This window comes from Gilliamella sp. WF3-4, assembly GCF_001690275.1.
In the GTDB taxonomy this organism is placed as follows: domain Bacteria; phylum Pseudomonadota; class Gammaproteobacteria; order Enterobacterales; family Orbaceae; genus Gilliamella; species Gilliamella apicola_C.
In genome coordinates this window covers 76715-90455 of the sequence record NZ_LZGW01000001.1, presented here as the reverse complement: position 1 = coordinate 90455, position 13741 = coordinate 76715, and the positions used below count along the sequence as shown (strand labels likewise).

Genomic DNA, 13741 nt, shown 5'->3' with positions numbered 1-13741 from the left:
CTCAGTCATAAATATCTTTTATTGAACGTGATTAATTGTTTCACGCAATAAATCATGAACACAAGTTATAGCGCATAGCGTGTCATTTTTATTTAAATTTGAATCAAGAGTTAGGCGGGTAATTAATTTGGCTTGCTCTAATTTGCAATAACCATCAATACTTATTTCTGATGTTTCAATAGAGTTAAACTTTTGTTGGGGGAACATTCTTTTTCATGCTTATTTCCTTGTTGATTGATTAATTATAATTAATCACCCCAAACCTGCTAAAATTTGGCGGTGAACTAAGCAAGGTTAGCAGTACCGCTCTACAAGGAACACGGCGAGCCTTTGGCTCCCTCACTTAGCTCACCATTGAAAATGGCGTAACTAGGCTTTAAGCATAAAAATACCGCATTGAGCGGTTATGCTCCTTATAGAATTGCAAGCTGCTAAACTTGGCACTAGAATTTGCTAGTACATAGCTAATCTATCGAAAGAGCATATCTATGTCAACATTTTTCAGTTTTTAACTTATAAAAAGATCGTGGTAAATATTTAATATAATGATAAATAATAATATTTTTATTTTTGGTGATGTTGGAACTAATATCACAAAGCTAATAAAATATAATATTTATTTAATATCAAATTGTTATAAATTATTGTAACTGAAATTTTACTGTGTTAGTCCAAATTTGCTAAGATTTGGCGGTGAACTAAGCAAGGCTCGCAGTACCGCTCTACAAGGAACACGGCTAGCCTTTCGGCTCCCTCACTTAGCCCACCTAATTTTATTCAGATTTTTCAATCACAGAATGCAGCAAATCAGCAATACAGCAGATGATAATCATAAAATCGGTTGGATTTGAATGTGAGTTGATGCAATTACGGGCGATTGTTTCGGCTTGTTCGATTTTTGCGTAAGTATTTAAGTTGATAATAACGTTTTCTGATGTGTCAACTTGTGTAAGTTGGTTAAAGTTTTTCATAGTATTTACCTTTGCGTAATAAATTAAGCAAACACCCCAACAAGGTCAATTATTGGTGGTGAACTGAACAAGGTTGACCTTACCGCCCACAAAGAAAACGGCGCTTCTTTCGAAGCCCTTGCTCAGCCCGCCGTAGAATAGGTATGACTAAGCGCACATAAAAATACCGCGCAGAGCGGTTATGCCCTTTGTGAGTCTCAAGAGGTCAATCTTGGCACTAGATTTTGCTAGCACAAAGCTAATCTATCGAAAGAGCATATCTATGTCAACAATTTATTTTGAATATGTAGGAATGGATTATATACGATTATAAAAAAATTGCACCGCCATTTTACCGCCACTTGTTATCATTCACTTCAGAAGTTGTTAGGTAAGTTGTTGATTTTTATGGAGGCGCGTCCCGGAGTCGAACCGAGGTAGACGGATTTGCAATCCGCAGCATGGCCACTCTGCCAACGCGCCTTAGTGGTCTGTCTGAATAGGCTGTAAATAGTAGCACTGCCTTGAATAATCGTCAAGATTAAATAGATTATAATTACAGCAATCACGTTGTTTTTAACTTATTTTTTTATAACCTAATTATTCGTGGCAAAAAATTTAGTGGTTCAATATATTTAAATAAAATAATCTTCAAAGTTAATTAATAATAATTACAGCCTTATAACAATGATATAAATAATAAAAATTACAAAATATTCCTTATGTTATCAAATAACTTTAAGCAGTGTAACTACCACCTAAAATAGTACAGCAAAAAAGTAGCTATTGACGCCCTTTTCACATGATCGGAGGGATTTTTATAATTAGTACCTTGAGCTTTTACTTATGTAAAAAAACGTACCAATACATGCGTTCTCACTGTCGTAACTGGTGCTCTTGCTTTTAACTTCTCACGATATTACCGTAATACATCAGGCGTTATTTTCGACAATAATAACTTTTCGAATTTTTGTGCAACATCTCTATTAATTATCTCGCTAGTAACATCACGCGTTCTATCTGCATAATCAACATCCGCAAACCAACGTTCTAGTCAATAACCAAACACGTCATTATTCAATGAATGTTTTCTAAGCTGCTTTTCCCTCGTAGAGAAATATTATTAGCCAATATTTTTTAGTTTCTAGTAATTTATCTATAGCTTCAGATAGTAAAATTTCACCCTGTTTTCCAAACGTTATTATTTCTCTTCTTTCGTTAATTCGATAATCATAACGAAATGCTATTGTCGCCGTTTTTTAATACTGCAACATACAAATAAGTCAGGATCTGGAATTTAATACTACTTATCTTTGGATTTTATTCATTTTAGCTTTGTTTCTGTTAACATAAAACACTTCGATACCATCAGCATTGTCGGTACTTTTGATAAGATGTTTTATATCAAAACGTTAATACTATCAACATTACCGTCAAAAAAGATAAGCTTAAATGAGACGAGGTGAGACTAATAGAGATTAAAAAGCCTTGTTTTTCAAGGCTTAGTTGTGATACAAAAGCTTATATGAGATCCTATAAGACGGATTGCGATTACTCCCACTCTATCGTCGCAGGAGGCTTTCCACTTATATCATATACAACACGCGATATGCCGTTGACTTCGTTGATAATACGGTTTGATACGCGCCCTAAGAAGTCATAAGGTAAATGAGCCCAATGCGCTGTCATAAAGTCGATAGTTTCAACAGCTCGCAGTGAAACAACCCAGTCATATTTACGCCCATCGCCCATTACACCAACAGAGCGTACCGGTAGAAATACGGTAAAAGCTTGGCTTACTTTGTGATATAACTCAGCTTTGTAAAGCTCTTCGATAAAGATAGCATCGGCCTTGCGTAATAAGTCACAATACTCTTTTTTAACTTCACCAAGCACGCGAACGCCAAGACCTGGGCCTGGGAATGGGTGGCGATAAAGCATATCATAAGGCAAGCCCAGTTCTAAGCCCACTTTACGTACTTCATCTTTAAATAATTCTCGTAGGGGTTCAACTAAGCCCATTTTCATATCTTCAGGTAAGCCACCAACATTATGGTGTGATTTGATCACATGTGCTTTACCTGTATCTGCAGCAGCGGATTCAATAACATCAGGATAGATTGTACCTTGAGCCAGCCATTTTACATCTTTTAATTTTGCTGCTTCTTCATCAAATACAGCAACAAATTCGCGGCCAATAATTTTACGTTTAGCTTCAGGATCGACTTCGCCTTTTAATGCAGTCATAAAACGATCTTCAGCATTAACCGCGATAATATTCAAACCAAATTTATCGCCAAACATGTCCATTACTTGTTGTGCTTCATTTAAACGTAATAAACCATGATCAACAAAAACACACGTTAACTGATCACCTATTGCTTGGTGTAATAATAACGCAGTAACGGATGAATCAACACCGCCAGATAAGCCTAGTAGTACTTTATCTTTGCCAACTTTCTCTTTTATACGCTCTACCGCATCGGTAATAATTGAAGATGGTGTCCATAATTTTTCACAATGGCAAATATCAATTACAAAACGTTGCAATAGTTCAAAGCCTTTCACTGTATGAGTGACTTCTGGATGGAATTGTACACCATAAAACTGTTTTTCATCATTTGCCATAATCGCATATGGGCAAGTTTCTGTTTGACCGATTAAGGTAAAAGTATCGGGTAATGATGTGACTTTATCACCATGACTCATCCAAACATCAAGTTGCTCAGTACCCGCATCGCTTATACTATCTAAAATGCCTTCAGTTAATTTAGATTTTGCAACAAGATCAACTTTTGCATAACCAAATTCACGCTGATTAGAAGCGGTAACTTGCCCCCCCTGCCCTACTTGAATTGCCATCGTTTGCATACCATAACAGATCCCAAGTACAGGTACGCCAGCATTAAAAACATATTCAGGTGCTCGTGGGCTATTTTGCTCGGTAGTGCTTTCTGGTCCACCGGATAAAATGATACCTTTAGGATTGAATTTTTTAATTTTTTCTTCTGACACATCCCATGGACAAAGTTCACAATACACACCAATTTCACGAATTCTGCGAGCAATTAATTGGGTAACTTGCGAACCAAAATCAAGAATTAAAATACGCTGCTGGTGGATGTCTTTTTTCATCAATTTTATTCCTAAACTATGAACTAATACAAAATTAGGCTGATATTGTACCATTTACCAATTAAATTGAGAGTATTAATTAAAAACAATTATAAATATTTTATATTATTAATAATTTTGAAATCATCTTATTACAAAGTCCAATATCTAGTCATCAAATTAACCTTGTAATAAGTCAACAAATCAAAAACTTGAATTTTCTTTACTTAATTAATAAGTAAACTTATAATAAGCAAACTTATGACAAGATAACTTATTAAAAGGAGACACTATGAATACCATTTCAATTTCTTTCATATTACCAACCAAAGCTAAACCAACTCAAATTTGGCAATACTATACTGATCTTAATTTAAGAAAATTATGGGAAACTGATCTTGAAGACTTTCGTATATTTGGCGACTTAAAAACAGGGTCTAAAGGTATTTTCAAATTACAAAATATACCGGAAATGGAAGTGACTTTATCAAAGATTATTGATGAGCAAGAATTTACAGAACAATTTGATATGCCTGAAATAGGTTTACTGTTTTTCTCACATCAAATTATTGAAATATCGCGTAATCAATATGCATTAAAATCAGAAATTTCTCTAAAACCGGATCCAAAAATGGATACTAAAGCATCCTATGATTTTATAAAACAGATTTCAGATGATATTATAGATAAAACTTACAAATTAAATGGCTTAGTTGAAGGGTAAATTATGACAAAGGACAATAAGTTTTTGACTCAATTCCAAACTGATTCTGAATCTATTGGTTTTATTTTTATGAAAACTTATTCGTCCTGGCATACGAATATCAAAAATTGCTTGAAAAAACAGTCTATCACTCATCCTCAATTTATAGTGCTTGCAACGCTTGCTTATCTATCACAGCAACCAGACGAAATAACACAAGTTATTTTATCAAATAAAACAAATATCGATGTGATGACAATTTCCCAAATATTAGAGAATTTAGAAAAAAAAGATTATATAAAACGCTCTTGCTCAATTAAAGATAGTCGAGCAAAATCCATTCAATTAACACAAAAAGGATTGAATAAAGCAAATGAAACTGTACCTTTGGTTGAACAAATAGATAAAGATTTTTTTTCAACATTACAAGGTGATAAAGAACAATTTATGGAAATGTTATTAACACTATTAAAAACCAACATGAAGGGATAAAATCATTTATAAATTTTTATTATTTATTGTTTTTATCAACTTTGAATGCATCAACTTGACTTAAAATAAGTTTTTGAAGACTTTGTCTCAAATTTCTAGAACAAAATACTTTAAAACTAAATCGTTATAACTCAAGCTGTTAAAGCTCATTACTTGACTAAATTTAATTAAAAAAGGTGATATTACATCACCTTTTATCTATAGTTAGAACGTTTTGCTAAACTTATTTTGTCGCATTTTGTTCTTGAGCTGATTGAATCGCTGTTAAAGCAATAGTGTAAACAATATCATCAACTAATGCACCACGAGATAAGTCATTAACTGGTTTACGCATACCTTGTAACATTGGACCAATCGAAACAAGATCGGCTGAACGTTGAACAGCTTTATATGTAGTATTACCTGTATTAAGATCAGGGAAGATAAATACTGTTGCTTTACCTGCTACTTGTGAATTTGGCGCTTTTGATTTTGCCACATCTGGCATTACAGCTGCATCATATTGTAAAGGACCATCGATCATAAGATCTGGACGTTTTTCTTGAGCAATGCGAGTTGCTTCTTTCACTTTTTCAACATCAGCACCTTGACCCGAGCTACCTGTTGAGTAAGAGATCATCGCAACGCGTGGTTCAATACCAAAGGCGATTGCTGTATCAGCTGATTGAATCGCAATTTCGGCTAACTCTTGTGCATTTGGATCTGGATTAATTGCGCAGTCGCCATAAATATAGACTTGATCAGGCATTAACATAAAGAATACTGATGAAACAAGTGAACTACCCGGGGCAGTTTTAATTAATTGTAATGGTGGACGGATGGTATTAGCAGTTGTATGCACAGCACCTGACACTAAACCATCAACCTCATTTGCTTCAAGCATCATTGTACCAAGTACTACATTATCAGCTAATTGCTCACGAGCAATTACTTCTGTCATACCTTTATTTTTACGTAATTCAACTAAACGAGGTACATATTTTTCACGAATTAATTCAGGATCAACAATTTCAACACCTTGACCTAAAGTCACACCTTGAGAAGCGGCAACTTTACGCACTTCGTCCGGATTACCAATTAATACGCATTTAGCGATATTTCGCTCAGCACAAATTGCGGCTGCTTTAACTGTTCTTGGTTCATCACCTTCTGGTAATACCACTACTTTTTTCGCATTGCGCGCAAGTTCAGTTAATTGGTAACGGAATGCAGGAGGAGACAGACGACGTGCAGAATTTACCACCTCATTTAATGATTTAACCCATTTAGCATCGATATGGTCAGCCACATAATTTTGGGTGTTTTCCATACGTTCTTTATCATCAACAGGGATTTCTAAATTGAATTGTTGTAAATTAATCGACGTTTGGAAAGTATTAGTTTTAACTGTAAATACAGGTAACCCCGTATCAAAAGCAGGTTGGCATAATTTTGCGATTTTTTCGTCGATTTCGTAACCACCCGTTAAAAGCACACCACCAATAGCCACACCATTCATAGCAGCTAGACTAATTGTCACTAATACATCAGCACGATCGGCAGAAGTCACTAACAGTGCATTTGGTTGTAGATGACTGATAATGTTAGGCACACTACGTGAGCAGAAAGATATATGTTTAATGCGACGGTTTTTGATATCACCTTCATTAATAATTTTTGCGTCAAAATGTTTAGCAATATCAATAGAACGACAAGCACTTAAATCCATATTCCAAGGAATACATCCAAGTACTGGCAATGGGCTGTGTGCATTTAAATCATCGATAGTGATTTTTTTATCATCAAATTTAGGAGTGTGATAAATTTCAGCAACATCAGGACGAGCAAGGCTTTGTTCTTCAACTGGCGCATTAACTTTATTAACAATCACACCAACGATTTTTTCGTTTTTAATACCACCAAAGTTAGAACGCGCAATTTCAATACGATCTCTAAGCTGTTCTGGTGTATCTTTACCCATATTAACGACAAAAATAATTTCGGCGCCAAGGGTTTTAGCGATATTATTATTGAGTTCATTAGCAAAAGGATAATCAGACGTGGGTACAATACCCTCAACCAAAACAACATCAGCACCTTTCGTGTTTTCGGCATAAAGGGCTACGATCTCTTCCATTAACACATCTTGTTGATTTAAACCTAATAGGTTTTCAACATGGCTCATTTTAAGCGGTTTTAGTGTTGGGATTGAAGTGTTATGACTAACTAACGTTGTGGTATTGTCTGGCGCATCGCCACCCGCTCTAGGTTGTGCTACTGGTTTGAACACGTTTAAGTTAATACCTTGACGCTCCATAGCTCGAATAACACCAAGACTCACGCCCGTTAATCCAACATTGGTACCGGTAGGAATGAGCATAATAGTACGAGACATAATTGTTACCTCTTAATTCTTTTTATATAAAAAACAAACCGCCATTTAGGCGGTTTTAAATATTTATTACGCGGTTAGACGCGCAGCATCTTGAGCAATAACAAGTTCTTCATTGGTTGGAATAACCATCGCAATTGCAGAACCCTCTTTAGTAATTGTACCACCTTGACCAAAACGAGCAGCAAGATTACGCTCTTGATCAAGTTCAAAGCCAAGAATGCTTAATTTTTGTAATGCCATACGACGAACTTCTTCAGAGTTTTCACCGATACCACCAGTAAAGATAATAGCATCTAAACGACCGTCTAAAAGCATTGCATAACCACCGATATATTTTACTAAACGATGAACAAAAACATCTAAAGCATTTTTGGCATCTTCATTGGTATCATAATTATCGGTGACATAACGGCAGTCACTGCTTACACCTGTCAAACCTAATAAACCTGATTTTTTGTTTAAAAGATTGTTAATATCGGCAACTGACATTTTTAAATTGTCGTGTAAGAAGAACATAATAGCAGGATCGATATCACCGCTGCGCGTACCCATAACTAAACCTTCGAGTGGCGTTAACCCCATTGAAGTTTCAACACATTCACCATTTTTAACGGCAGTAATTGATGCGCCATTACCTAAATGACAAGTGATCACATTCGTTTGGTCAACGGGTTTATTTAATAATCTTGCAGCTTCACGGCTAACATAATAATGGCTAGTACCGTGCGCACCATAACGACGAACGCCATGTTTAGTATAAAGCTCATTAGGAAGAGCATATAAATAAGCTTCTTTTGGCATTGTTGTATGGAATGCAGTATCAAACACAGCAACATTTTTATTTTTTAAGTGTGGAAAGGCTTCAAATGCCTCACGAATACCGATTAAATGAGCTGGGTTATGTAACGGAGCAAAAGCTGCTGCATCTTCAATACCTTTTAATACTGAATCATCAATCACAACTGATTGTGTATATTTTTCACCGCCGTGAACAATTCGATGACCAATAGACTTAATACTATCTAATAATTCTGGTTTTTGTGGGAAGATACTATTAACGATAAATTTAATTGCTTCACTATGTGCAGCGCCTGCACCTAAAGATGCTTCACCTTTAACACCATCAAGTTTCCACTTAATGCGTGCATCAGGCAGGTTAAAACATTCGGCTAATCCAGAAAGAAACTCATCACCGTTTTCAGGGTTTATAATAGCAAATTTTAATGATGAGCTTCCGCAATTAAGAACAAGAGCGTTATTACTTGATGACATAGTAATTCCTATAGATTGAATAAAAAGATATATACCAATCAAAATTGGTAACTAAGCACATGATTTAAAATCAATGTGACTACGCTAAGGTGACTTCTGATATCTTACTTTTTGAGATAGAATAATGAGAGTCCCCAATTTGAATGGTACTATTTTAAGATAATAACAAGTGAATGTCGAGGAATCGGAAAAATATGAATGTAATAAGCACATTTAAAGCAGGTCAACGATATATAAAGCTTTGCCCGACAGATAAACAATTAGCATATTCATTTCCTGAATTAAAAATCATTAACTACATAAAAACTACAAGCAAATACTTGCCACCAATCGTTATTGGTTTGCTAGTTTGGCAATATTACATGCCAGCACAAATTGCGGTAACAGCAATAACCGTACTATTTACTTTAAGCTTACCGCTACAAGGGATATATTGGCTAGGAAAACGAGCGCTATCACCACTTCCACTTAATTTAATTGACTGCTACAACCAGTTAAAAGCGAAATTAGTTGCGAAAAAAATCGTCGCTGAGAATAGCCCTGAAGTCAACAAATTAACGTTTGAAGAATTTATGAAACTGATCAAACTTGCAAAAGAACATTTAGGTGATTATTTTGGTCAAGATAATGATAACTCACCTTATGATAAAGGCTAATATCCATGGCAGATTTAATTAATACTCTACAAAATCAAATTGACCGACTTGAACAGCAAATCAGTTTAGCCAACGAACAACAATATCAAGAGCCTTATTTTGACGAACAATTATTTCAAACCAATAACATTGTCACAGACAAAGCATTTTATCTTGAAAAGATCAAACAAACATATCAAGCGTTAATGGCTAATATCAAATCAGAAAAAGTTGAACAAATCACCTTTTTATCAGATACATTAGTCAACCAAATTGCCGCCCTAACACGCGAACTTGCTACCCACAACTTACGTCGCAAAGATCTAAAAATCATTTTTGAAGAAACATTAGCCCAAAAGCACATGCGCCATTTAGATTATTTGCGTCGATTACAAGAGATGAAATATGAACTAGAATTATCACCTGATGTGATCAACCAAAGCAAAATTGCTGCGCTTGATAACCGCATCTACCGCTGTGAACAAGCCATTAACAAGATTGAATTAGAAATGGAAAATGATGGAAATTTAGCTGAATAAACATAGATTAAAATAAGTCGTGAAAATTTATGGAACAAAAATTTAAAAATTATCGTATTGATGCTATTGATAACATTCAAAAAAAAACCTTTAAGCCACTTTCCAGCGATGGAAATATTCGATTTCGATATAATGCTGTATATAAAATTATAATGATTGCTTTTTATATTTTACTAGTCATTAACTGGATTTATTGCTCATTCAAAGTAGGTAGGGAAACAATTCTTTCAGATTTTTTTAATACTAGTTACTGCATTTTTTCGATAGTAATTAGTTTTATTATCGCTCTCTTCTTTTATTTAATGACTAAACCAAATTTAATTGCGGTGAAAGTTCCAATACCACGGTGGGAAAGAATTAAATTCTTGCTAGGGCATTTTTTTCAATTTTTTCTATGCTCGCTTTTTATTGCAATTTGCCTACCAATCAATTTAGTTCATCTCTACCCGGGAAATACATATGAGTATTTGACAGATTATGAAATTACAACACCGGGGCCCCAAAAACGGCACTATCACCGCTACGCTAACGGTATAAAAATTCATGATCCATATACATCAAAAAAATTTTTTCTACCATTTACAAAAAATGACGCTGATATTTACCCTAAAAAATTATTGGTAACCATTAAAAGTAATTTTTGGGGATCTTATCTTATTGATTACAAACTATATGATAAAGCGCCTCAATTACCTAAAAATAACGTGATTGATAATTCAGCGAAATACAAACATGATTATAATTATTAATAGTATTGAGTGAATATTGAACAATAAAGAATAATTTCCAGCAATTATCGTTAATACCTATTTTTTTAATACCAATAAAATTTGCCAAAAATCTATTAATTTTTATCTATTAATCATTACTTTTACTGAACTATTAAGAAAAATATCGTTAATATATTTTATTAACAAAGTTTGATCTATTTGGCCAAATTCAACCACTATTTTTTTGACTTTCACTTCATCAACTTTATGCTTATTTATTGCTATAGTAAGTATATTGGCTTTCAACACAATACTGTTAATTGCACTAGATATTTCCATTTCAGTTAGATGTGTTTGAATGCCTATTGACTTATCTACTTCACCATCATTAAATCTAGAAAGAATCAAATAATGATCTGGTGATACAGGATCGTTACCCATTCCAATAATAAGCACTTCATCTTCGGTATAGCAATTAACGGTTGTTGCTAAAAACCTTACTTCACAGTTCAACATATTATCAACACGTTGATCTTCTTGCATGTTATTTTCCTTACAACATTTACACCAGATATATTTACACTAGCTATCATATTTGCTAATGCCTATAATGGCTTAAATTGCAATCTCCCAAATAACAATCTCCTAAATAACAATGACCTAAATAACCTTAACATGACGATTATCTAACACCTTTTTGGTAATGGTAGTGCTCAAGCATTGGCTCATTATTTTCAATACACCAATCATAACCACCAATATCTATTGGCATCTTAGTTAACATGCTCGTTAATTTATTAAATTTTATCCAATTGTCCGCATTTTCAAGTGATGAAAAAACAGCAGATACCGTTGATACCCCGTCTTTCTTAAAAACCCAAACCCAACTATATTCTTTCATACATTTCACCTTATTAGCTATTTTGGTCTTTTTCCCTTTAGTAATGATTGAATAGCTATCTTCCTATAAAATAGTATAGTTAAAAAGGAAAAATTTCTCTATGATGAAAATAAAAAGGGTAAATATTGATATTGTAATCAGCTTACCAACAGGACGGTTTATCCTCTTTCTGTAATCACTCAGAAAGGTATTATCCTCAACCACATTCTTATCCACGGCAATTGAAGTGCGCATATCAACCTAATAATCCATTTTCCCCAAACCAACACAGCCAAATTGCATTATCGGCTGCGCAATTTGGTCGCTTACGCAACCAAATGCTTTATTTTACTCGCCCGCTTCGTAAGCTTAAGCTCAAAATTTACTTTTGGCGATGCAACCATTCACTAGCGACTTAACCCTATTTGCGCTATCTCCTCACGTCCAAGGATTAAAAAATAAGGACTAAGGTCTAAGGGAAGAGGCGCAAACAACAAAACGATTGCTTTTCGGTTCGCCCTTGCTGACTTCACCAATGTTCGATAACACATCGAACTGAGAGCTACCCGCCGTGTCACTAGTCCAGCAACCGTAGTAGGTAAAACGAGCACTCGGGTAAGAGCCCATGCTACCCCACTCGGTGAAAAAGCCAGCATTAATGTGGCGCTGGTAATAATTATCTGAAGAAGAAGGAGTAGCACCAATGAAGCCATCACCATACAAATCACTCGCATTAGTTAAATCTCTTACCCTAGGCAGACTATAACCTATGCTATTACACCAAGCTTCTTGATTAGAAGCTGAATCATATTTACTTCCACGGTTGACGAACCACTGCTTTAATACAAATCCATACTTGATAACGGCGTTACCACCACTATCTCGGCCGACTAACTCGAATGTTGCAGGTAAAGACGGGCGAAGTATATTACCTGGAGAACTTGAATTCCACTCCGTTGAAGTAGCGTGAGGACCAATTAAAGTGACACGCACGCTTGTACCTGATAGATCAGGCATCATTATTGCAGTAATACCACTATGGGTGACAGAATCCCATGATAACGGTTCACTACCAACAATATCTAAATCAAAGTACAAATAATGTGCCCCAGTAGTAGGAAAGTTTAAATCATAAGATGATGGGTTAGTAGACTGAACGAGAAAACCCTTCTCAGGATTCCATATGGATGGCGGACCCGCATTCTCTCTTATACCATGTTCTAAATAAGGACGTACAAAGCTCACCTGCGGTGATACCTTTGGGCTAATATAATAGGTTGCGCTACTAGCGTTAAAGGGGCTACTATTAGGAACACCGTAGCGTGTACTTAAAGTGCCACTAGTATTGGCTAATGTTACTTTATAAGGAGCATCATGTGCTGTTAATACCTTATTACGCGCTACTAATTGGTTATTTTTATCCGTAATTGAGACGGTTAGCGCTCCAGTCGCACTAACCTCATTAACGCCTTGACCGTCACCATCATCATCACGCCAATAATTATTTGGCGGGCCGATAAGTGAGTTTAAAGCGATTGAATTGGTATTAACTGGCACAAACATGTCAATGTTAGCAAAACTCTCACCAACATTAGGTAACCTGATAGGATTCGTGGCACTTGAAGTATTTGTTTGAGGAGTAAAAACTCGATCGTCTGATAACTTGATACTTAACAACATATCCATATTTGTGGCCTTTGTCCGCCCACCGTCGAATGTCAAATACGGCGCACTACCCTCTATAATGTTCGTGCTTTTTGCCGATAGTGCCTGTGCAGTCAATGAACATAACAACAGCCACGGTAACAATAACCATTTTTGCCTTAACGAAAAGTTTAATGTTGTGGGTTTAATTAAATTGCATATATAAAAGTAATTTTTGAGACTAGCTAAAAGATTGAAGACCAAGAACAGCCAATACTGAGGACTAAAAGAATACTGCATTACGTTTTTCCTATTACATAATGTTTTGTTTTATTTTATATTAATCACTTATTCTGCGTATAATATCGCTTGTTCGATCCGTTTTTTGATCAAATAAATTATAATTACTAAAATTTTTTTCGCTACTT

General features: G+C 35.0%; 13 protein-coding genes and 1 tRNA gene. 5 read left to right on the top strand and 9 right to left on the bottom strand.

Annotated features, from left to right (window positions below; translation table 11 throughout):
- Positions 1 to 18: 18 nt before the first annotated feature.
- The 4 genes from A9G47_RS00435 to guaA all read right to left on the bottom strand — a co-directional run bounded on the left by A9G47_RS00435 (position 19) and on the right by guaA (position 4085).
- A complete protein-coding gene (locus A9G47_RS00435) occupies positions 19 to 207 on the bottom strand; it encodes a hypothetical protein (protein ID WP_065641877.1) in 189 nt (62 codons plus the stop codon).
- Between the two features lie 566 nt (positions 208 to 773).
- Positions 774 to 971 (bottom strand): hypothetical protein, encoded by a 198-nt coding sequence (locus A9G47_RS00430; RefSeq protein WP_065641876.1) that lies wholly within the window; start codon positions 969 to 971, stop codon positions 774 to 776.
- A 388-nt stretch (positions 972 to 1359) separates the two neighbouring features.
- A tRNA-Cys gene (locus A9G47_RS00425) sits at positions 1360 to 1433 on the bottom strand.
- Between the two features lie 1068 nt (positions 1434 to 2501).
- Positions 2502 to 4085 (bottom strand): glutamine-hydrolyzing GMP synthase, encoded by a 1584-nt coding sequence (guaA, locus tag A9G47_RS00420; protein WP_065641875.1) that lies wholly within the window; start codon positions 4083 to 4085, stop codon positions 2502 to 2504.
- Positions 4086 to 4356: 271 nt separating this feature from the next.
- Between guaA and A9G47_RS00415 the strand changes: the two genes are divergently transcribed.
- On the top strand, positions 4357 to 4788 hold the full coding sequence (locus A9G47_RS00415; protein WP_065641874.1) for a hypothetical protein: 432 nt from the start codon (positions 4357 to 4359) through the stop codon (positions 4786 to 4788).
- 3 nt (positions 4789 to 4791) lie between these two features.
- Entirely contained in the window at positions 4792 to 5259 is a 468-nt protein-coding gene (locus A9G47_RS00410; RefSeq protein ID WP_065567571.1) for a MarR family winged helix-turn-helix transcriptional regulator, read from the top strand.
- Positions 5260 to 5482: 223 nt separating this feature from the next.
- Here A9G47_RS00410 and pta read toward each other — a convergent pair whose 3' ends face one another.
- Together pta and A9G47_RS00400 are read right to left on the bottom strand one after the other, a co-directional pair.
- On the bottom strand, positions 5483 to 7633 hold the full coding sequence (gene pta / locus A9G47_RS00405; protein WP_065641873.1) for a phosphate acetyltransferase: 2151 nt from the start codon (positions 7631 to 7633) through the stop codon (positions 5483 to 5485).
- A 66-nt stretch (positions 7634 to 7699) separates the two neighbouring features.
- A complete protein-coding gene (locus tag A9G47_RS00400) occupies positions 7700 to 8905 on the bottom strand; it encodes an acetate kinase (RefSeq protein ID WP_065641872.1) in 1206 nt (401 codons plus the stop codon).
- A gap of 194 nt (positions 8906 to 9099) precedes the next feature.
- On the opposite strand from A9G47_RS00400, the gene yfbV reads away from it, so the two are divergent.
- Genes yfbV through A9G47_RS00385 form a run of 3 tightly spaced genes read left to right on the top strand, consistent with a single transcriptional unit; the run spans position 9100 to position 10828 of the window.
- Entirely contained in the window at positions 9100 to 9561 is a 462-nt protein-coding gene (gene yfbV / locus A9G47_RS00395) for a terminus macrodomain insulation protein YfbV (RefSeq protein ID WP_065581857.1), read from the top strand.
- Positions 9562 to 9566: 5 nt separating this feature from the next.
- Positions 9567 to 10079, top strand: coding sequence for a primosomal replication protein PriC (gene priC, locus A9G47_RS00390; RefSeq protein ID WP_065567574.1), 513 nt, complete (start codon positions 9567 to 9569; stop codon positions 10077 to 10079).
- Positions 10080 to 10108: 29 nt separating this feature from the next.
- Complete coding sequence (locus A9G47_RS00385) at positions 10109 to 10828, top strand: hypothetical protein (RefSeq protein ID WP_065567575.1); 720 nt, start codon at positions 10109 to 10111, stop codon at positions 10826 to 10828.
- Positions 10829 to 10930: 102 nt separating this feature from the next.
- Here the strand turns inward: A9G47_RS00385 and A9G47_RS00380 are convergent, their stop codons facing one another.
- The 3 genes from A9G47_RS00380 to A9G47_RS00370 form a co-directional block, all read right to left on the bottom strand.
- The gene (locus tag A9G47_RS00380; RefSeq protein ID WP_065641871.1) at positions 10931 to 11332 is read right to left on the bottom strand and encodes a hypothetical protein; all 402 of its coding nucleotides are present in this window, start codon (positions 11330 to 11332) and stop codon (positions 10931 to 10933) included.
- A 139-nt stretch (positions 11333 to 11471) separates the two neighbouring features.
- Positions 11472 to 11690 (bottom strand): DUF7710 domain-containing protein, encoded by a 219-nt coding sequence (locus A9G47_RS00375; protein ID WP_065641870.1) that lies wholly within the window; start codon positions 11688 to 11690, stop codon positions 11472 to 11474.
- Positions 11691 to 12134: 444 nt separating this feature from the next.
- Complete coding sequence (locus A9G47_RS00370; protein WP_065641869.1) at positions 12135 to 13355, bottom strand: hypothetical protein; 1221 nt, start codon at positions 13353 to 13355, stop codon at positions 12135 to 12137.
- Between the last annotated feature and the right edge of the window lie 386 nt (positions 13356 to 13741).